The organism is Actinoplanes italicus (assembly GCF_003001815.1).
Taxonomy (GTDB): domain Bacteria; phylum Actinomycetota; class Actinomycetes; order Mycobacteriales; family Micromonosporaceae; genus Actinoplanes; species Actinoplanes italicus.
Genome location: NZ_PVMZ01000006.1, coordinates 345584 through 365536 on the forward strand (window position 1 = coordinate 345584; position 19953 = coordinate 365536).

15 protein-coding genes and 1 pseudogene are annotated in these 19953 nt (G+C 69.0%); 6 read left to right on the top strand and 10 right to left on the bottom strand.

All coding sequences use genetic code 11. The annotated features are described in order from the left end of the window. Positions 1 to 284: 284 nt before the first annotated feature. Both miaB and CLV67_RS17815 read right to left on the bottom strand, forming a co-directional pair. Positions 285 to 1772, bottom strand: coding sequence for a tRNA (N6-isopentenyl adenosine(37)-C2)-methylthiotransferase MiaB (gene miaB / locus CLV67_RS17810; RefSeq protein WP_106319676.1), 1488 nt, complete (start codon positions 1770 to 1772; stop codon positions 285 to 287). Between the two features lie 21 nt (positions 1773 to 1793). Further along, on the bottom strand, positions 1794 to 2258 hold the full coding sequence (locus tag CLV67_RS17815; RefSeq protein WP_239165966.1) for a hypothetical protein: 465 nt from the start codon (positions 2256 to 2258) through the stop codon (positions 1794 to 1796). A 138-nt stretch (positions 2259 to 2396) separates the two neighbouring features. On the opposite strand from CLV67_RS17815, the gene CLV67_RS17820 reads away from it, so the two are divergent. The 4 genes from CLV67_RS17820 to CLV67_RS17835 are packed head-to-tail and all read left to right on the top strand — an operon-like array spanning position 2397 to position 5769. Then, positions 2397 to 3140 carry an amino acid ABC transporter ATP-binding protein gene (locus CLV67_RS17820; RefSeq protein ID WP_106319680.1) on the top strand — a complete coding sequence of 248 codons (744 nt, stop codon included), beginning with the start codon at positions 2397 to 2399 and terminating at the stop codon, positions 3138 to 3140. Between the two features lie 55 nt (positions 3141 to 3195). Further along, positions 3196 to 4080 (top strand): glutamate ABC transporter substrate-binding protein, encoded by an 885-nt coding sequence (locus CLV67_RS17825; RefSeq protein WP_106319682.1) that lies wholly within the window; start codon positions 3196 to 3198, stop codon positions 4078 to 4080. A 31-nt stretch (positions 4081 to 4111) separates the two neighbouring features. Beyond that, positions 4112 to 4822, top strand: a complete 711-nt coding sequence (locus CLV67_RS17830) for an amino acid ABC transporter permease (RefSeq protein WP_106319684.1) — start codon at positions 4112 to 4114, stop codon at positions 4820 to 4822. Further along, the gene (locus CLV67_RS17835) at positions 4819 to 5769 is read left to right on the top strand and encodes an amino acid ABC transporter permease (RefSeq protein ID WP_106319686.1); all 951 of its coding nucleotides are present in this window, start codon (positions 4819 to 4821) and stop codon (positions 5767 to 5769) included. The genes CLV67_RS17830 and CLV67_RS17835 overlap by 4 nt, the downstream gene beginning before the upstream one ends. A gap of 3 nt (positions 5770 to 5772) precedes the next feature. On the opposite strand, the gene rny is transcribed toward CLV67_RS17835, so the two are convergent. The 6 genes from rny to CLV67_RS17865 form a co-directional block, all read right to left on the bottom strand. Continuing rightward, positions 5773 to 7497 carry a ribonuclease Y gene (rny, locus tag CLV67_RS17840; RefSeq protein ID WP_106319688.1) on the bottom strand — a complete coding sequence of 575 codons (1725 nt, stop codon included), beginning with the start codon at positions 7495 to 7497 and terminating at the stop codon, positions 5773 to 5775. A gap of 2664 nt (positions 7498 to 10161) precedes the next feature. After that, the gene (locus CLV67_RS17845) at positions 10162 to 10986 is read right to left on the bottom strand and encodes a regulatory protein RecX (protein ID WP_106319690.1); all 825 of its coding nucleotides are present in this window, start codon (positions 10984 to 10986) and stop codon (positions 10162 to 10164) included. 14 nt (positions 10987 to 11000) lie between these two features. Beyond that, positions 11001 to 12050 (bottom strand): recombinase RecA, encoded by a 1050-nt coding sequence (gene recA, locus CLV67_RS17850; RefSeq protein WP_106319692.1) that lies wholly within the window; start codon positions 12048 to 12050, stop codon positions 11001 to 11003. Between the two features lie 195 nt (positions 12051 to 12245). Beyond that, complete coding sequence (locus tag CLV67_RS17855) at positions 12246 to 12446, bottom strand: DUF3046 domain-containing protein (protein WP_106319694.1); 201 nt, start codon at positions 12444 to 12446, stop codon at positions 12246 to 12248. A 35-nt stretch (positions 12447 to 12481) separates the two neighbouring features. After that, the gene (locus tag CLV67_RS17860) at positions 12482 to 13144 is read right to left on the bottom strand and encodes a UdgX family uracil-DNA binding protein (RefSeq protein WP_106319696.1); all 663 of its coding nucleotides are present in this window, start codon (positions 13142 to 13144) and stop codon (positions 12482 to 12484) included. Positions 13145 to 13202: 58 nt separating this feature from the next. Continuing rightward, on the bottom strand, positions 13203 to 14549 hold the full coding sequence (locus CLV67_RS17865) for an aminotransferase class I/II-fold pyridoxal phosphate-dependent enzyme (RefSeq protein WP_106319698.1): 1347 nt from the start codon (positions 14547 to 14549) through the stop codon (positions 13203 to 13205). Positions 14550 to 14609: 60 nt separating this feature from the next. On the opposite strand from CLV67_RS17865, the gene CLV67_RS17870 reads away from it, so the two are divergent. Then, the gene (locus CLV67_RS17870; RefSeq protein WP_106319700.1) at positions 14610 to 15848 is read left to right on the top strand and encodes a bifunctional pyridoxamine 5'-phosphate oxidase family protein/GNAT family N-acetyltransferase; all 1239 of its coding nucleotides are present in this window, start codon (positions 14610 to 14612) and stop codon (positions 15846 to 15848) included. Between the two features lie 32 nt (positions 15849 to 15880). Beyond that, positions 15881 to 16531 carry a leucine efflux protein LeuE gene (leuE, locus tag CLV67_RS17875; protein ID WP_106319702.1) on the top strand — a complete coding sequence of 217 codons (651 nt, stop codon included), beginning with the start codon at positions 15881 to 15883 and terminating at the stop codon, positions 16529 to 16531. Positions 16532 to 16568: 37 nt separating this feature from the next. Here the strand turns inward: leuE and CLV67_RS51960 are convergent, their stop codons facing one another. Then, the gene (locus CLV67_RS51960) at positions 16569 to 17558 is read right to left on the bottom strand and encodes a hypothetical protein (protein WP_170153896.1); all 990 of its coding nucleotides are present in this window, start codon (positions 17556 to 17558) and stop codon (positions 16569 to 16571) included. A 1602-nt stretch (positions 17559 to 19160) separates the two neighbouring features. Further along, positions 19161 to 19898 (bottom strand): annotated as a pseudogene (locus CLV67_RS17880) (serine/threonine-protein kinase); the annotation flags it as partial. Positions 19899 to 19953: the final 55 nt, after the last annotated feature.

A 19953-nucleotide genomic window follows, 5' to 3' on the forward strand; every position in this document is an offset into this window, starting at 1 on the left:
GACTTTCCGGGATGAAAGAGGCGGCCACCGCAGATCCTTCGGATTGTTCGAAGATCACGAAGGAGAACCTGCGATGGCCGCAGAACCGAGTTTGGACCTTGCCGGTTTGCTGGGCGCGCATTTGGAATCGGCGAGCCCTGATGTGCTGCAGTCCCTGGTCAAGACGTTTTTGCCGACGCGTTGATGTCCGCCGAAGCCGACGCCCTCTGCGGTGCCGGCAAGACCGGCACCGCCGACAGCAAGGCCAGCGCAGCCGACAGCAAGGGCAGCGGCGGGGTTAGAAGTTAGAGGGCGCAGCCGTCCGTCGCGGGCGGCAGCGGGGCTGGGACGCCGATCGAGGGCAGGCCCAGCGAGACGCCCTTGAGCTTCGGGGTGCGGCCCGCCTCGAAGGCGTCGCCGGCGCGGGTGCGGCGGTGGCTCAGCGGGTCGCCGTCGGCGTTGAGGTGGTGCGGGGCGGCGTAGGTGATCACCGTCTCGACGATGTCGCCGGGACGCGGCGTGATCCCCCCGGTGGCGAAGTGGACCAGGCGGCCGTCGCGGGCCCGGCCGCTCAACCGGCCGGTGTGCTCGTCCTTACGACCCTCGCCGACCGCGACGAGGACCTCGACCTTCTCGCCGACCAGCTTCTTGTTCTCCGACCAGGTGATGTCCTCGAGCGTGGCGATCAGGCGGTTGTAGCGGTCCTGGACGACCGCCTTCGGGACCTGCTCCTCCATGGTCGCGGCCGGGGTGCCGGGACGCTTCGAGTACTGGAAGGTGAAGGCGCTGGAGAACCGGGCCCGGCGGACCACCTCGAGGGTCTGCTCGAAGTCCTCCTCGGTCTCGCCCGGGAAGCCGACGATGATGTCGGTGGTGATCGCGGCGTCCGGCATGGCGGCCCGGACCTTCTCGATGATGCCCAGGTACTTCTCCTGGCGGTAGCTGCGGCGCATCGCCTTGAGCACGGTGTCCGAGCCGGACTGCAGCGGCATGTGCAGCGAGTGGCACACGTTCGGCGTCTCGGCCATCGCGGCGATCACGTCGTCGGTGAAGTCCTTCGGGTGCGGGCTGGTGAACCGGACCCGCTCCAGGCCCTCCACCTCGCCGCAGGCGCGCAGCAGCTTGCCGAACGCGAGCCGGTCACCGAACTCGACGCCGTACGAGTTCACGTTCTGCCCGAGCAGGGTCACCTCGAGGACGCCTTCGGCGACCAGTGCCCGTACCTCGGCCAGGATGTCGCCGGGACGGCGGTCCTTCTCCTTGCCTCGCAGGCTGGGCACGATGCAGAACGTGCAGGTGTTGTTGCAGCCCACCGAGATCGAGACCCATCCGGCGTACGTCGACTCGCGCTTGGTCGGCAGCGTGGAGGGGAAGACCTCGAGCGACTCGAGGATCTCGACCTGCGCCTCCTCGTTGTGCCGGGCACGCTCCAGCATGGCCGGCAGGGAGCCGATGTTGTGGGTGCCGAAGACGACGTCGACCCAGGGCGCCTTCTTGACGATGTCGCCCTTGTCCTTCTGGGCGAGGCAGCCACCGACCGCGATCTGCATGCCGGGGTTCTTCAGCTTCGTCGGGCGCAGGTGGCCGAGGTTTCCGTAGAGGCGGTTGTCGGCGTTCTCGCGTACCGCACAGGTGTTGAAGACCACGATGTCAGCGGCGTCCGCGTCGGCCGCGCGCACGTAGCCCGCGTCCTCCATCAGGCCGGAGATCCGCTCGCTGTCGTGCACGTTCATCTGGCAGCCGTACGTGCGCACGTCATAGGTGCGCGGGGCGCCGGTCATCTCGGTAGTCATGGCAATTGACCAGGCTACCCCTCACGCCGCGGCGGGCCGCTCCGGCGTCGGGTCCGGTTTCCACCGCGAACGGTCGCACCCGGCCGGAGCGGCACAGGCCGGATCGTCGCCGGTGCACGGCCGGACGTGCCGCCGTTCCGGGCCGTCGTCGGTCTCCCGCTCGTCGACGTGCACGGCTCTCAGCGTGCCGTCGGGTTCGGCCAGCACGTACCGCGTCGGGTTGATCGTGTCGTCGGGAAGCAGGACCGCGGCACGCAGCCGGACCGCGACGGCGCTCGCGATGGTCTCCTCGGCGACGCCGGCGGGCGTCACGTAGACGTCGACCACGGTCGGGAAATCTCCGCCGACGTGATAGACGTCGCAGAGCAGATCCGCCCCCGGCACCATGCCGTGCACCGGACGTTCCAGAGCGCCGGCCAGCGCGCCCATGACCCGGTCCGGATCGACCAGGTCGGATACGCACCAGTTCCACGGGCCGTCCCCCATAAAGTCCATGGTCCGGACCCCTCTCTCAGCGCAGTGGCTGTGTTACCGCTCCGTGACCATTCTCGACACATTCCGATACGGAGCGACCCATAGGGTGTGTCCATTCGAGTGAACCGAGAACGAGTGGATGGACCAGGGGTGACAGGCGAGGCTCTCATCGTTCTGGAGAACGTCAACAAGTGGTTCGGCCCGTTGCACGTGCTGCAGGACGTGGATCTGTCTGTCGCGCGCGGCGAGGTGGTGGTCGTCATCGGACCCTCCGGGTCCGGCAAGTCCACGCTGTGCCGTGCCATCAACCGGCTGGAGCCGATCAACTCCGGCACGATCACTTTCGACGGGCAGCCACTTCCGGCGGAGGGCCGGGCTCTGGCCCGGCTGCGCAGCGAGGTCGGCATGGTGTTCCAGTCGTTCAACCTCTTCGCGCACAAGACCATCCTGCAGAACGTGATGCTGGGACCGGTCAAGGTGCGCCGGGAGAAGGCATCGGTCGTCCGTGACCGGGCCATGGGGCTGCTGGAGCGGGTCGGCATCGCCAACCAGGCGGACAAGTACCCGGCTCAGCTCTCCGGCGGCCAGCAGCAGCGGGTCGCGATCGCGCGGGCGCTCGCCATGCAGCCCAAGGCGCTGCTGTTCGACGAGCCCACCAGCGCTCTCGACCCGGAGATGGTCGGCGAGGTCCTGGACGTGATGACCTCACTGGCACGCGAGGGCATGACCATGGTGGTCGTCACCCATGAGATGGGTTTCGCCCGGCATGCGGCCGACCGCGTCGTGTTCATGGCCGACGGTCAGCTGGTCGAGCAGGCGGCGCCGGAGGAGTTCTTCGCGAACCCGCGCAGCGACCGGGCCAAGGACTTCCTTTCCAAGATCCTCACGCACTGATGTGCCCCTCAGGGCCGCCACACGACGGCGGTCCTGATCGAAAAGGAGATGAAGTATGCGTTTCACTCGTGCAGCCGTTGTGGCCACCGCCGCGGCTCTGACTTTCGGCCTGACCGCGTGCGCCGGCGAGGACGCCGGATCCAGCGGTGACACCGGCGGATCCACCAAGACCTTCGCGGCCGGCAGCACCATGGAGAAGCTCAACAAGGCCCAGGCGATCAAGGTCGGCACCAAGTTCGACCAGCCCGGCTTCGGCCTCAAGGGCCTGTCCGGCAAGCCCGAGGGCTTCGACGTCGAGGTCGCGAAGATCATCGTCAAGGAGCTCGGCATCCCGGCCGACAAGATCGAGTTCGTCGAGACGCCCTCCAAGATCCGCGAGGACGCCATCGTGAACAACAACGTCGACTTCGTCGTCGCCACGTACACGATCAACGACAAGCGCAAGGAGCGCATCGCGTTCGCCGGGCCGTACTACGAGGCCGGCCAGAACATCCTGGTCAAGGCGGACGAGGCGACCATCACCGGCCCGGACGCCTTCAAGGCCGGCGACAAGAAGGTCTGCTCGGTCACCGGCTCGACCCCGGCCGAGAACATCAAGACGTACGTCAAGGACGTCGCCACCCAGGTGGTGCTCTTCGACACCTACGACAAGTGCATCACCGCGCTCGATGGTGGCCAGGTCAACGCCGTGACGACCGACAACGTCATCCTGCTCGGCTACATCGCCAAGAACGAGGGCAAGTACAAGCTGGCCGGCGACAACTTCACCAAGGAGCCGTACGGCATCGGCGTGAAGATCGACGACAAGGACTTCCGGACCTTCATCAACGACACCCTCGAGAAGGCCTACGCCGACGGCAGCTGGAAGAAGGCGTGGGACGACACCGCCGGCAAGTTCGGCGCCGAGCTGGGCACCGCCCCGGCCGTCAACCGTTACTGATCTCGTCAGCTGAGCCGGGGAGCTTCCGCCCGTGAGTGTGTTGGTAGACAAGTTCGACGTCTTCGCGGGCGGTTTCTGGCTCACCTTCCAGATCTGCGTGCTCGCCGCGATCGGCGCCCTCATCCTGGGCGCCGTCGTGGCGGTGCTCCGCATCTCACCGGTGCCGCCGCTGCGGGCGGTCGGCACCGCGTACGTGACGATCTTCCGCAACATGCCACTGACCGTGGTCATGTTCTTCTCCGCGTTCGCGTTGCCGGCCCTCGGCTCCAACGCCGACTTCCTGCGGATCCCGGTGCTCGACGTGGTCTTCACCCGGCTCAGCACCGACCTGCCGTACTTCCGCTTCGCACTGATCGCGCTGACCCTCTACACCGCCGCCTTCGTCTGTGAGGCGCTGCGCTCCGGAATCAACGCCGTCCCGCCCGGCCAAGCCGAGGCGGCCCGCTCACTCGGGCTGACCTTCGGACAGAATCTGCGGTACGTGGTACTGCCGCAGTCGTGGAAGGCCTCGATCGTTCCGCTCGGCTCCGTGATCATCGCGATGATCAAGAACTCGGCACTGATCGGCTTCTTCGGCGTCGTGGGCGACCTGTCCGCGAGCGCCGACCAGCTCACCGGCGCCGAGGGGTACGCCTTCATCCCCGTCGCCATCGGCATCTCGATCGGATACCTGATCATGACCGTCCCCCTCGGGGCTCTCCTGGACCGGATCGAGCGGCGGCAGGCGGTGGCGGCCCGATGACCAGCGTCCTCTACGACGTGCCCGGCCCGCGTCAGCGGCGCCTCACCCTAATCCTCAGCATCGTGGCCACGTTCGTGGTCGTGGCCGGTGCGTACTACCTGATCTATCTGCCCCTGGACGAGAAGGGGCAGTTCTCGATGGAGCTGTGGGGGCCGCTGGTCGACCCCTCCAACGAGAACTTCGTGCTCGTCTGGGAGCGGATCTGGGTCGGCATCGAGAACACGCTGATCGCGGCCGTACTCGCCATCGTGGCGTCACTGATCATCGGCACGCTGCTGTCCCTCCTCCGGCTGCAGCTCAAGAGCATCGCCGGCAACCGGTACGCCGGCCTGTCCACCCCGGTGGCCTACCTTCTGCGTGGGCTCGGCAGCGGGCTGGCCGTACTGACCCGGGTCTGTGTCGAGGTCTTCCGCGGTCTGCCCGTGGTCATCACGATCTTCTTCGTGGCGCGGGGCTTCCCCGAGTTCGGCGTGACCCTCGAGACGCTGTGGTACCTGGTGATCGGCCTGACCATCTACAACGGTGTGGTCATCGCCGAGATCCTGCGCTCCGGCATGGAGGGCCTGCCATTCGGTCAGCGGGAGGCGGCCGTCGCGATCGGCCTCTCCCCGTTCCAGACCACGACGCTGATCCTGCTGCCGCAGTCCTTCCGGATCATGCTCCCGGCGCTGATCAGCCAGCTCGTCGTGGTTCTCAAGGACACCTCGCTCGGCTTCATCATCAGCTACGAGGAGACCCTGAACATCGGCAAGCAGATCATCGGTGTGCTGAGCAACCCGATCCAGGTCTACTTCGTGATCGCGGTGCTCTTCATCCTGGTCAACTACTCGCTGTCGAAGCTCGCCCAGTACGTCCAGAAGCGGCTCGCCCGCGGCCGCAAGACCGCGAACCTGCCGGTCCCGCACAACGCGGTGCAGACCGCCGACCTGGTCGACGTCGACGACTGACGGCTACCGGGCCAGTTCGGTCACCCGGGACTCACGGACCACGGTGACCCGGATCTGGCCCGGGTAGGTCAGCTCTTCCTCGATCTGCTTCGCCACATCGCGGGCCAGCACGGCGGCACCGATGTCGTCGATGTCGTCCGGCCGCACCATCACCCGGATCTCGCGGCCGGCCTGCATCGCGAACACCTTCTCCACCCCGGCCTTGCCGCCGGCGATCTCCTCGATGCGCTCAAGCCTCTTGACGTACGCCTCCAGGCTCTCCCGCCGCGCTCCCGGCCGCCCGCCCGAACAGGCGTCCGCGGCCTGCGTCAGCACCGCCTCGATGGTCTGCGGCGGCACCTCGTTGTGGTGGGCCTCGATCGCATGGACGATGTCGTCGTGCTCGCCGTACTTGCGGGCCATGTCGGCGCCGATCAGGGCGTGACTGCCCTCCACCTCGTGGGTGAGCGCCTTGCCGATGTCGTGCAGGAACGCCGCGCGCTTCATCGTGGGCACGTCCAGGCCCAGCTCGGCCGCCATGATCCCGGCGATGTGCGCGGTCTCCACCAGGTGCTTCAGCACGTTCTGGCCGTAGCTCGTCCGGTACCGCAGCCGGCCCAGCAGCTTCGCCAGCTCCGGGTGGATGTTCGTGATCCCGACATCGACCAGAGCCTCCTCGGCCGCCCGGTCGCAGAGCCGCTCGACCTCGTTCTTGGCGCTGTCGAAGACCTCCTCGATGCGGTGCGGATGGATCCGGCCGTCCAGCACCAGCTTCTCCAGCGTCAGGCGGCCCACCTCCCGGCGTACCGGATCGAAGCAGGAGAGAAGGACCGCCTCAGGGGTGTCGTCGATGATCAGGTTCACGCCGGTGGTCGACTCGAACGCCCGGATGTTGCGGCCCTCACGCCCGATGATCCGGCCCTTCATCTCGTCGCTCGGCAGATGCAGGACGCTGACCACGCTCTCCGCGGTCTGCTCGCTGGCGATCCGCTGGATGGCGTCGACCACGATGTGCCGGGCCCGGGTGTCGGCGGTGCTCCTCGCGTCCGTCTCGATGTCCCGGACCAGGATCGCGGCCTCCCGCTTCGCCTGCCCCTCGATCGCCTCGATCAGCTCGCCACGCGCCGTGTCAGCGGTCAGCCCGGCGATCCGCTCCAGCTCCCGGCGCTTCACCTCGTCGGCCTTCGCCAGCTCCGCCTCGCGCTCGGAGAGCGCGGTCTCCCGCCGCGAAAGGTCCGACTCGAGGGAGGCGAGGCGGCGCTCCCGCTCCACGAGGCGCTCCACCTCCTCGCCGTGCAGCCGCTCCCGCTCGTCGATCCGGGCCGCGCGGCGCTCCACCTCCGCGGCCTGCTCCTTCACCGTGGCGTTGAGCAGCGCGATCTCCCGCTCCCCCGACCGGCGGGCCGCCGATCGCAGCTGCTCGGCATCCGTCTCCGCCTGCCGGTGGGCATGCTCGAGGATCGTGTCGGCCTCGCTGTGCGCCGCTTCCAGAACCCGGCGTGCCTCGGCACGGGCCGCGTTCGCCTCCGCCTTGGCTGCGGCCGTCTCGGCCCGTACCGAAGCAGCCTTGGCATTTGCGTCCTCGACCTTGGCCTGGGCGTCGCCGACTGCCTGCTCCTGCTTCTCCTGGGCGACCTGCCGATAGGAGTGCATCTGGCGCAACGCACGTGTCCCCAGGAACAGCCCGGCTATCACCGACACGGCAAGCACGATGATCGCAACCACGAGTACCCAGGTCACGGGGGTCATCTCGCCGCGTCTCCCTTCGCCGCCGGCGCGAAGCACACGCGCGGGCTCTCTGCGGGATGCCCGACCAAGGCAGCTGACCGCGGGCGGCACGGGCCCGGGTGTCACGCGCTCCGCCTTCGGCTACCCCGAGCCTCCAGTCTCCGTCCGAACGGCCTGCGCCGCCCGGCGTACGCCTGCCGCCGCCCGCTCACGCCTGCTGGCGCTCTGCAGCGCTCCGGTTCGGCGCTCGCCGGGTTCCGGTTCGACGCTCGCCGGGCCAGCCGGTGCAGGTTCGCAGGGCATCCCTTACAGGCGGCCCGGCTACCTTGCCGGCTCGCTCTCCGGATGTCCGGGTCGCTCGCCTGCCAGGTCGCCCGGTTCGGGTGCCTCGCCGGTCTGCCTGGTCGGCTCACCTTGGTGGTGTGCCGCTTCGGCTTTGTCCGGTTCGGCTTTCGGCTCTTGCGAGGATCCGCTCTCACCGGGTTCGGCTCCGGCTTTCGCCTGGCTCGGCTTTCGCCTGGCTCGGCCTTGCCGGGCTCGGCCTTGCCGGGCTCGGCCTTGCCGGGCTGACCTTCACCAGGCTCTGCATTCCCGGATCGGCGTCTGCCAGATGACCTTTCGGCAGGCTCTGCTCTCACCCGGATCGGGCTTTGCCAGGCTCAAGTTTCGCCCCGGCTCGGCTTTCCCGGGATAGGGCCTCGCCCGGATCGGCGTGGACCAGGCTTGCCGGAGGTTCGGCTGCCGGCGCGCTTTCCGGAGCCGGCGGTCACACGTGACTTCCGTGTGCTGCCGACCCGTCAGCCTCGACCGCCGGTGACGTGCACCGACGACCGAATCGCTCCGGCATCGGACCCCGGGCACTTCAGGCCGCGAGGGCCGCTCAGTGTCCACCACATCCAGGTTGAGGATGTGGTCGGCAGAAGCACTCGAAAGGGTCTCGAACGCTCCGGCCGAAGGTGCCGATGAGCCACGTCACCGATGATCACTATGTGCCCATGCCGGCGACGCTGCCCTGAGTAGCCTCGCCACCGCGGTCGTCTCACCGGACGGGAATCCCGTTACAGTCCGTGGGATACGACGATGTCTCGAGCGAACGGTGTCGCCCGAGACCCCATCTGATCTCCCCGGCCGGTTACGGATGCCCCGCCAGCGAGCCGCCCGTCAGCCGCTCGAATCAGGAGTGTGTGGAGTTGTGGGGTTGACCGCCGGTATGTCGCGCCGTCAGCCGCGCGGTCAGCGGCCGACGGAGGCATCACCCTGACCAGATCAGTCCAAGTGATGCCGTAATGTAATGCGATCTATGTTGTGCCTGTTGCATGCGATGGTCGAACAAACCTTGTGTAACGCGAGGCTAGGTCGCAAGGACCGCTTCGGTCAAGGACTCATGATTCGGCAGCGGATAGGACGTACGGCACAGAGATGCTTACGCCCAGCTCACGATCCCACGGGACATATCCAGACGTACCACGCGATCACACCCCACGCGAACGAGTGATCCCCGTTTCCGCTATCACCCGTCCCGTCGAACGCGAGACACGGAGCGTGACAGGAACACAGGGTGACGCACCGTGTCAGCCGCCACGTCCTCGACGCCGCCGCGTGATATCTGGCCGAATAGCGCCCAGAAGAACTTTCCTCACATCAGGACTATATCGGCCTGCGCCCTGGCCCCTGGCCGCAACCGCCCAGCGGACCGGCAGCCCTTGATGCCGGCCGACACCGGAAGGCATTCGTGAGTTGTACGCGACCTGACGGAACTCCGCTGCTCCCGGCGCACCGGCCCGCAAGGCTCACCGGGCCGCACGTTCGTCACGTTCGGGAGCAGCACCTCCCCGATCCGAACACCGGCACTCACGATCGGCTCGCCGAGGTCTCATTCTCGGCCGAGCCAGCAGTGAGGGCTCAAGATATGACTCTGCCGACCGTCGGCCCGTCGGGGACGACATATCTACCGCGCCTGGCGACCGGCGCGTCGCGGGTGATGACTCCATGACTTTGAGTTACATCGCTCGGATGCGCCAGAACCAATCACTCGTATGTCGCGTCCGGCAACTTCACGGATGACAGATCTCACGGACGGCCGTCGCGGGCGGCAGCCCAGACCGATCCGGCGACCCTTGCTCGGCAGGATCTGACTCCTCAAGCTCGCGCTCCGCGCGGTCCCCTACTCCGCCGGCTCTTACTTTGCGGGCCTTTACTGCGCAGGCTCCTACCCCGAAGGCCCCTACTCCGCCGGCTCTCACTTTGCGGGCCTTTACTGCGCAGGCTCCTACCCCGAAGGCCCCTACTTCGCAGATCGAACGGACTCGCTTCGCAGATCGAACGCACTCGCGGCCGGACACCGATCCAGGCAGGCCTCTCACGCCCGGACACCAAGCCAGGCAGGCCACTCACAGGTGGTCACCGGGCCAGGGCGAACGAAGCGCGATGGCCTCCGCCCGAAGCCGGACGGGCTGCGTCTACCACGGCCCGAACGGGCCGAGCGGCCGCCACCCGAAGCCGGAGAGGCCGTACCCGCCATACCCCTGAACGACCGAGCCGCCACCGCCCCGTGGCGAACAGGTCGCACTCACCACGCCCTGAACAGCCCGTCGCCGCATCGCAGAACGGGCCGCCGCCCCGGTTCAACAGGCCGCCGCCCCGGCTCAACAGGCCGCCGCCCCGGCTGAACGGAACCGGGGCAGCTCAGGATTCGAGGCCGCTCGCCTCATCAGCGAGGGCGTCGGCATCGAGCGCGTCGGCGAACTCAGCGGCCTCGGCGTCACGGGCGGCCAAGGCGTCTTTGACAGCACGGATGGCCACGCCGGCTGGGTAGCCCTTGCGGGCGAGCATCGCGACGAGCCGCCGGAAGATCGCATCCGGGGCTCCCGAAGCGGTACGCAGTTTGCGGTCGACCAGCGCCCGCGCGGTTTCGGCCTCCGCCTCGTCGTCGACGGCTTCCAGCGCCTCGCCGGCGACCTCGGGATCGACGCCGCGCTGGCGCAACTCGTTGGCGAGCGCCCGACGGGCCAGCCCGCGGCCGTGATGCCGGCTGGATACCCAGGCGCGGGCGAAGGCTGCATCGTCGATGATCCCGACCTCGTCGTAGCGGTCGAGGACCTCGGAAATCACCTCCTCGGAGATCTCCTTGCGAGTCAGAACCTTTGCCAGCTCGGCGCGTGTCCGTGGGCGGACCGCCAGCTGACGCAGGCATATCTCTCGGGCGACCTCGGACTCGCTCCGCGGTGGCTCGCTGCGGCCGCCGCCTCGAGCCCGGCCATCCCTGTCGGGCCGACCGGGATGGCCGGGCCGCAAATCCGCGTCACCGCCCGGCACCTCGCCATCGCGGTGTGGGTATCCACCGGAATGCGCGTCTCCGCCGCCCGATGGTTCTCCACCGCTGCGGCGACCGCGACGCCCGGAGGCACGTCGCGGCTCCGCCGCATCGTCGTCTGCTGCCATGCCGGCGCCGGTCCTGGGCGGGATGGCATCCCATCCTCGCCCAGACCGTGCGCCGCGCCGTCCAGCCATTGCGGGTTACCGGATCAGAAGTCGACCGGAGGCAGCTCGGGGCCACCTGCGGCGTCACCCGCGCCAGCCTGACCGACGCCGAGCTTCTCCAGGATCTTCTTCTCGATCTCGGCGGCTACGTCCGGGTTCTCCTTGAGGAACTCCCGGGCCTTCTCCTTGCCCTGGCCGAGCTGGTCGCCATCGTAGGTGTACCAGGCGCCGGACTTGCGGATGATGCTCTGCTCGACACCCACGTCGATGAGCGAGCCCTCCCGCGAGATGCCCTTGCCGTACATGATGTCGAACTCGGCCTGCTTGAACGGCGCGGCCACCTTGTTCTTGACGACCTTGACCCGGGTCCGGTTACCGACGACGTCGGTGCCGTCCTTCAGGCTCTCGATGCGGCGGACGTCGAGACGCACCGACGCGTAGAACTTCAGCGCGCGACCACCGGTCGTGGTCTCGGGCGAGCCGAACATGACGCCGATCTTCTCGCGGAGCTGGTTGATGAAGATGGCGGTGGTACCCGAGTTGTTGAGGATACCGGTGATCTTGCGGAGCGCCTGGCTCATCAGCCGCGCCTGCAGACCGACGTGACTGTCACCCATCTCACCCTCGATCTCGGCACGCGGCACGAGAGCCGCCACCGAGTCGATGACGATGATGTCGAGGGCGCCGGAGCGGATCAGCATGTCCGCGATCTCCAGAGCCTGCTCACCGGTGTCGGGCTGAGAGACCAGAAGCGCGTCGGTGTCGACGCCGAGGGCCCGCGCGTACTCCGGGTCGAGGGCGTGCTCGGCGTCGATGAACGCCGCAAGGCCGCCAGCCTTCTGCGCGTTGGCCACCGCGTGCAGGGCGACCGTCGTCTTACCGCTCGACTCGGGACCGTAGACCTCGATGACCCGGCCGCGCGGCAGACCGCCGACGCCGAGCGCCACATCGAGGGCGATGGAGCTGGTGGGGATGACGGCCATCTGCATGACCGGGCGCTCCCCGAGCCGCATCACCGAGCCCTTGCCGAACTGCTTGTCAATCTGTGCCAGCGCTAGTTCGAGCGCTTTCTCCCGATCAGGTCCTGCCGCCATTCCCGCCACCCCTGTATTCGACTTCGTGCTCTTCGTCGACGAGCTTTTGTTCACCACGGTCGACACGTTAGGCGAGGGGTACGACAAAAATCCTTCGCCCTGTCGTGTGCTGTGGATGACCGAGCCGCTGTGGACAATAGCCGAACACCTGTACGACGATCGAGAGACACGCCAGAACATGCGTACGAAAGCAGCTCAGCGTAGCCGTGAAGGCACCCGATCGGGGTAAGCCGCCACCACGGCTCGCCAGATAGTAGCGGTATCAATACCCTTGGTGATCGCCTCGTCGATGGTTCGGCCACCGAGCTCCGTGAAGGCATGGTCGGCCGCGATGCTGTGGGCATAGGCGGAGCCGAAGCTCTGTTCCAGGCGTTCCCAGAAGTCTGTCAACCGCACCGGGAAAGGGTACCCAGGGAGGGTTCCGGCCGAACTCAGGCGACCGCCGCGGCCGCCACCCGCAGATCGTCGACGAGCCCGCGGTAGGCGGTCTCCCGGTCGTCGGCCCGCAGCACGGCGGACGGATGGATCGTGGCGATCGCCTGGATCTCCGCCACCGGGAAGTCCTCGGGGTGCTGGGCCGAGGCGGGCCAGGGCATCAGCTGTCCACGCGACCTGGTGACCCGGAACGACGGACCGAGCAGCGCCTTGCCCGCCGTCGCGCCGAGGATCACCACGAGTTTCGGCTTGAGCAGGGAGAACTCGGACACGAGCCAGGGTCGGCAGGCGGTGATGTGAGCCGGGCCCGGGTTCTGGTGGATCCGGCGGCCGCCCCGCAGCTCGAAGCGGAAGTGCTTCACGGCGTTGGTGATGTAGAGCTCAGCCGGGTCGATGCCGGCATCGTCCACCGCGTCCCGGAGCAGCCGTCCGGCCGGACCGACGAACGGCAGGCCGTGCCGGTCCTCGACGTCGCCGGGCTGCTCGCCGACGAAGACGATCTTCGCGTGCGGTGCTCCGCGGCCGAACACGGTCTGGGTCGCGTTCTCGTACAGCTCGCAGCCGTGACAATCCGCCGCCGCCGGCTTCAGCTCGTCGATGCTCCGCGGGTGCGGCGGCACCCACTGCTGCGCGCCGATCGGCGCGTCCGTCCTCTGCATGGCAACGTTCTACCCCTACCCCCCGACAACATTCCGCCCGGTGTAACCCTCCCGGTGGTCACCTCATCGGCGACGTGACTCCGGCGGGGTGGACGGCCAGCGCCACCGCGCGTGCCAGATCAGCCGTCTCCTCCTGCCCGAGCGTGCTGATCGTGATGCGGATCCCGGGCCGTGACTCAAGCCGGAAGAGCGCGCCCGCGGCCACGGCGAAACCCTGGTCACGAAGCATGGCGACGGCCCGCGTCTCGTCCGGCACCGGAACCCAGACGTTGATGCCGGTGTCGCCGGACGCGTCGACGCCCACCGCCCGAAGTGCCTCGCGCAGCGCACGACGGCGTACGCCATAGATTTGCGCAGCCCTGCCGACCAGCGCGGTCACCTCGGGGTCGTGCCACAGCCACACCAGCATCCGCTGCAGCACGGTGGAGACCCAGCCCATACCGATCCGCATCCGCCCGGCGACACGGGCGACCGTCGTCTCGTCCCCGGCCAGAACGGCAATACGCAGATCGGGGCCGAACGGTTTCGAGGCCGAACGCACGAACGCCCAGCTGCCCGTCACCGGACCGATGCACTGCGGTCCGTGTTCGGCGAGCTCGGCAGCGTGGTCGTCCTCGATGACCAGGACACCGGGATGATCGCCCAGCAGCTCGCGGAGGCGCGCGGCGCGCGTGGCGCTCACCGCGACGCCGGTCGGGTTCTGTGCTCGGACGGTGACCACCACGGCCCGGGCGCCGGATCGCAGCGCGGCTTCGAGCGACTCCGGATCGGGCCCCTCGTCGTCGACGGCCACCGGCGCCGCGCGCAGGCCGAGGGCTGCCAGCAGGTCGATCAGCGCCGCCCAGGCGGGGTCCTCGATCGCGACCGTGTCACCTGGTCGGAGATGCGCGTTCAACACCCGTTCGATCGAGTCGAGCGCCCCCGAGGTGACCACGATCCCGGCGTCGGCGACCGGCACGCCCTCGGCGAGCAGACGCGGACGCGCCGCGTCGGCCAGCTCGGGCATCGTGACCGCCGAGGCGTAGCCCTGCGTCGGGGCGGCCATGGTCGCGGCCGCGGCCAGCGCGGGTGCCAGCGGTGGCAGCAGCCGCAGGTCGGGCTCACCGGAGGAGAGGTCACGCACCCCGGCCGGAATCGGGGTGCGCAGCCCGGACCGCGGCGCGGACACCGCCGGACGGGGCCGGACCCGGGTGCCGCGACGGCCCGCGGTCTCGATCACGCCACGCTGGCGCAGTTCCTGGTACGCCTTGGCGACCGTGGCCGGGCTGACGTGCAGAGAGCTCGCAAGAACCCGTACCGACGGAAGCGCCGCTCCGAACACCCAGTCGCCCCGCATGACGCCGGTCTCGATGCTGGCCGAAATCTCGGCGGCGGTCGCTCCGGTCACCTGATATTGTTCTGCCACAGATGGAATCCTGTACTAGTACAGGAGATCACGCAAGCGGAACACGCCGGGGAGGCTCCGATGACCGACCTCTACACACCCACCGATCGCACGACAGCCACCCGCACCCGCAAGCGGATGCGCTATGAACGCGAGGCCGCCCACGCGATTCTCGACGAGGCGTATGACTGTTCGGTGGGCTTCGTCGTGGACGGTGAGCCCCGCGTCCTGCCCAATCTGCACGTCCGTATCGACGACACCCTCTACCTGCACGGATCCACCGGTGCACGGCTCGGCCTGGCCGCACGGGGCGACGGGGTCGCGGTGTGCGTGACCGTCACGCTCCTGGACGGTCTGGTGTACGCACGATCACAGTTCAACCACAGCGCCAACTACCGTTCGGTGGTCGCCCTCGGCATCGCCCGCCCGGTCACCGACGCCGCCGAGAAGCTCCGTGTCCTCTACGCGCTGGCCGACAAGGTCGGGCCGGGCCGATCCACCGACAGCCGTCCACCCACCCGCCAGGAGCTGGCGCAGACCACCGTCCTCGCGCTGCCATTGGCCGAGGTGTCCGTCCGGGCGCGTTCCGGCGGCGTCGGGGACGACCCGGAGGATCTGGATCTGCCGCACTGGGCCGGTGTCCTGCCCCTCCGGACGGTCGCCGGTCCACCGGTGACCGAGCCTGGTGTGGCTGCCGCACCACCGTCCTACCTGCCCGGTTCCCCTTCACAGTGGCAGACACCGGTCGTGCTGGAGGGCCGGCACGTACGCCTCGAGCCCCTCACACCCGGCCATGCGCCGGGTCTGTTCGAGGCGCTGGACGACGAGGAGGTCTGGCGGCACATCCCGTACCCGCGTCCGCGCACACCCGACGCGCTGACCGAGGACATCGCTGGGGTGCTGCGCGGTCAGTGGCTGGGCCAGCGGTGCGGGTGGGCGCAGATCGACCCGGCCAGCGGCGCCGTGATCGGTATGACCACGTACCACGACATCGACACGAACCTGCGTGCCCTCGGCATCGGCCACACCATGGTCGGGCGAAAGTGGTGGCGGACCGGCGTCAACACCGAGGCGAAACTGATGCTCCTGGAGCGGGCCTTCGACGTACTCGGAGCCGAGCGTGTGTTCTGGTACACGGACATCCTCAACGAACGCTCCCAGAACGCGATCGCCCGTCTGGGCGCGAGCCGGGACGGGCTGATCCGTCGCCAGCGCAGGCGTCCGGACGGCACCTGGCGCGACACCGTAGTGTTCGCGATGACCGCGGATGAATGGCCCGCCGCCGCGCGGCGGCTGCGTGACCGGCTTGCGGCGGGATGAATCACTCCCTGATCTTCAAGGAAGGCTGACCGATGCTGGGCATCACCGATTTCTGGACGTACGTGCTCGGTGTGGTGGCCATCATCCTGCTGCCCGGCCCCAACTCGATCTTCGTGTTGTCGGTGGCCGCACAACGGGGCGTCCGCGCCGGTTACCGGGCGGCCGGTGGCGTCTTCCTCGGTGACACGGTTCTCATGGTGCTCTCCGCGACTGGCGTGGCATCGCTGCTGGGTGCCTACCCACCCCTGTTCCTGATCCTGAAGTACGCGGGTGCGGCTTACCTGGGATGGGTCGGCGTCAACATCATCCGCAGCGCCTGGAGCCGATGGCGGCACCGCGCGGAGCCGGCGGTGGCCGTCGAGGAGCCACCCGCTCAGTTGCAGCGCCCGTTCCGCCGTGCGGCCGTGATCAGCCTGCTCAACCCGAAGGCCATCCTGTTCTTCATCTCGTTCTTCATCCAGTTCGTCGAGCCGGGGTATGCCCACCCCGAGGTGTCCTTCCTGATCCTCGGTGCGGTGGTGCAGTTCTTCAGTGCGCTCTACCTGTCCGCGCTGATCTTCGGCGGGCGGTACCTCGCCGGGCAGTTCCGGCAGCGGCGCCGCCTGGCGGCCGGGGCGACGACTGCGGTGGGCGCCCTCTTCGTGGGCTTCGGCATCAAGCTGGCCACCGCCAGCGCCGGCTGAACACGAGCCGCTCGGCGCCCCGGCGCAGTCGAGGACCTCACCGGGGCGCGCTGGAGTAGAAGGTGCTGCGGATCATCTGGATCCGGCTCAGGTCGGATTTCCAGGTCTTCTCCGGCGTACTCCAGCCGAGCACGTAGGCCTTGCGTCCGGTGAGGAACCATCGGACGACGGTGTGCCGGGCCGCGCCGGCCGACGTCTGGTATCGGTACTCCCAGTCGGCGGCGCGGTTCAGCAACGGCACCGAGGCGAGACCGATCAGTTCGTATTCGGACAGGTCACCCGAGGCGGCGAGACGGCGTTCCGCGGCACGGGATGCCGTCAACGGATCGTCGGCCGGGTCCCGCCCGGTGTCGACGGTCATCACCCGGGTGCTGCGTGGACTCCGGAAGCAGTGTGTCGAACCGATGCGCTCGTGGGTCCACCCGTCGGGCACGGCGATGTGGAAACCGGAGCCGTCGGTGAAGTAGGACCAGCCGGCCTGCAGCTTCCAGCCGTTGACCCCGCGGGCGGAGCCCGGGAGCGGGGTGAAGGGCAGGCTCTCGGCCGGTGATGTCTCGCAGGCCAGGGGAGAGAACGTTCGCCCGTCCGGAGTGACCGGTTCCGTGGCGGGGGCCGTCCCGGACAACGCGGAGCCGGACGGGGACAACTCCGGGCCGGACGGGGACACCGCCAGGGCTGACGGGGAGACCGGCAGGCCCGTGGTGGGGCCCGGCACTACCGGGACGAGAGGCGGAGAGGTCGGTACCGGCCCGGGCGCGGTGCCCCCCGGTTGCTGGCCGGATGGCTGGGCGGGCATGGACGAAGATGTGGAGGACAGCGGTGACGGGAGAAACACCTGCGGCCGGGCACCGGTCAGCTCGGCCACATAGCCGGCCACCAGGCTGCCGCCGAGCAACAGCACCACGAGTCCGGTCACCGTGAGCCGGGCCGGGGTGACGCGAATCGGCGCCGGACGCCCGAACCGGCGGCGGCGTGATCGCCGCCCGCTGGCACCAGCGGCAGCACCGGCCCTGGCACCGGCCCGCACCAGGGCTTGTCCCGGAGGGTGGGAAACTCCTGCGGTTTCCGGCCCGTCGGAGCCGGATGCCGAGGAGCGATCGAAACCTCCTGTCCCGGTCGAGTCGACCTCGGCAGACGTCTCGGAAGGCGACGACGGACCGTCCGCCGAGCTCTGGTCAGCGCTCCCGGAAGCAAGAACCCCGGCATCCGACCCCTGATCAGCATCGACGGCCACGGACGAGCCATCATCCACCGGCCGAGGATCGGCATCGGACAAGGCAGGCGAACCAGCTTCAGCCGGGACAGGGGAACCGCCATGGCTCGAAGCAGACGAACCAACTTCAGCCGAGGCAGAGGAACCGCCATGGCTCGAAGCAGGCGAACCAACTTCGGCCGAGGCAGGCGAGCCGCCATGGCTCGGATCAGCCGAACTGCCACGAGCCAGGGTGGGCGATCCACCATCGACGGGGTGACGATCGGATCCAGACTGCACGGACGAGCCGGTATCGACGGGCAGGACGGGATGGAGGGACACGCCAGGATCTGCGGACGAGCCGGGAAACGCCGCCGAACCGGATGCCGTAGACGAAACGACATCCGCAGGGTGACGTTCCGCCTCGGGTGACGACGGGCCGACCGGCGCGGCCGGATCATCGGCCGACGCGACGGGAGATGCCGCGGGAACCGACTGGCTCGCCTGCTCAGAATGTTCGAGAGCGGCACCGGTGAGGTCCGGACCGGGCTCCTCCCGTGGCGTACCGGACGGGATGTCGGCCTGCTCCGGAACGCTTCCGGCGGGCACGGAACCCCCTTGACGTGGAGCCGGCCGCGGCCCGGGACGACGGGTGTCCACGTCAGGCGGGGCCGCGGGAGCAACGGCCCGCCGCAACTGGCGGGGCGACGGCCGCTCGTGACCGGCCGAAGGCCGCTCGTGACCGGCCGAAGGCCGCTCGTGGCCGGTAGGGGGCCGCTCGTGACCGGTCGGGGGCCGCTCGTGGCCGGTAGGGGGCCGTTCGTTACCAGCCGGCCGCGCCGGACTCCCCGGCGGTATCGGCGGCCAGGCCGGCGGTGGCTGCTGGGGGTGCCGGCCGGTCACGGTGGCCGTGCCCCGCGACGGGCCGGTGGGCCGGTCCGATCCGGAATCGCCCACGCCGGAACGCCCCGATGCCGCGGGAACCGTCCCCTCCGAGCCCGCCGGATCCAGCCCGGACGAGGCAGCCGAACCGACCGGCTCCGGCGCCGTGGTATCCGGCCCCGACCCCACCCCCGCGACAAAACCGGTGAGATCGGGCCCCGCCCCCGCGACAAAACCGGCGGCACCCGGCCCCGCCCCCGCGACAGAACTGGTGAGATCCGGCCCCGGCGCCGCGACAGAACCGGCCGGCCCCGGCGCCGCCACAGAACCGGCCGGCCCCGGCGCCGCGACAGAACCGGCCGGCTCCGGCGCCACGGGATCCGGCCGGGAAGGGGTTGTGAAGACGGCCTGTCCGGAGGGCTTCCTCGCCGTCCCGGAACGGTCCTGGCGAGGCAGGAACGGTATCTCCCGCGGATCGCTGAACACGATCATGCGAAGCCGGCGTTCGATCTCGGGGACGGTCAGTCGGCTGGTGGGCTCGTACCGCAGCAGACCGTCGAGGACGGCGGCGAGCGGCCCGGCCCGGACGGGCGGATCGGGTGGTTCGGTGGCCAGGGCGGCAAGGGTCGCCATCGCGGTCTCCCGGGCATACGGGGAGTGCCCCTCGACCGAGGCGTAGAGGGTCGCGCCGAGGGACCAGAGGTCGGACTCGACGGTGGACGCACCGTTGCGGGCGCGTTCCGGAGAGACGTACTGCGGCGAGCCGACGATCAGCCCGGGAGCGGTCACCGAACCGTCACCGACGAAGGTGGCCAGACCAAAATCGGTCAGAACCACGCGACCGTCGGTACCGATCAGCACGTTGTGCGGTTTCACGTCACGATGGAGGACACCGGCTCGGTGCGCGGCGGCGAGCGCGTCGAGCACGGCCAGGCCGATTCGTGCGGCGACCGCCGGCTCGTACGGCCCGTCTTCATTGAGGACCTGATGGAGCGAACGGGACGGCACGTACTCCATGACGATCCAGGACAGGCCCTCGGCGTGCACGACGTCGTAGATCCGGACCACGTGCGGATGGTTGAGACGAGCGGCGCTGCGTGCCTCACGGAGGGTCCGAGCATGCATGCGGTGCTGTTCAGCATCGGACATCCACGAGGGCGGCACGATTTCCTTGACGGCCACGTCGCGGTGCAGCATCTCGTCCCGGGCCAGCCAGACCCGGCCCATCCCGCCGGCGCCGACCGGTTCCAGAAGGCGGTACCGGTCTGCGACGAGCATCTGCCTGACCGCCATCGGCACCCACCCATCACGTCGGGTATCAGGATAATCACGCACAGACCGCCCAAGG

Excerpts from the sequence above, each read along its gene's own strand:
- miaB (WP_106319676.1), bottom strand. The coding sequence starts at position 1,772 with ATGACTACCGAGATGACCGGCGCCCCGCGCACCTATGACGTGCGCACG.
- CLV67_RS17815 (WP_239165966.1), bottom strand. The coding sequence starts at position 2,258 with ATGGGGGACGGCCCGTGGAACTGGTGCGTATCCGACCTGGTCGATCCG.
- CLV67_RS17825 (WP_106319682.1), top strand. The coding sequence starts at position 3,196 with ATGCGTTTCACTCGTGCAGCCGTTGTGGCCACCGCCGCGGCTCTGACT.
- CLV67_RS17835 (WP_106319686.1), top strand. The coding sequence starts at position 4,819 with ATGACCAGCGTCCTCTACGACGTGCCCGGCCCGCGTCAGCGGCGCCTC.
- rny (WP_106319688.1), bottom strand. The coding sequence starts at position 7,497 with ATGACCCCCGTGACCTGGGTACTCGTGGTTGCGATCATCGTGCTTGCC.
- CLV67_RS17845 (WP_106319690.1), bottom strand. The coding sequence starts at position 10,986 with ATGGCTGGACGGCGCGGCGCACGGTCTGGGCGAGGATGGGATGCCATC.
- recA (WP_106319692.1), bottom strand. The coding sequence starts at position 12,050 with ATGGCGGCAGGACCTGATCGGGAGAAAGCGCTCGAACTAGCGCTGGCA.
- CLV67_RS17860 (WP_106319696.1), bottom strand. The coding sequence starts at position 13,144 with ATGCAGAGGACGGACGCGCCGATCGGCGCGCAGCAGTGGGTGCCGCCG.
- CLV67_RS17870 (WP_106319700.1), top strand. The coding sequence starts at position 14,610 with ATGACCGACCTCTACACACCCACCGATCGCACGACAGCCACCCGCACC.
- leuE (WP_106319702.1), top strand. The coding sequence starts at position 15,881 with ATGCTGGGCATCACCGATTTCTGGACGTACGTGCTCGGTGTGGTGGCC.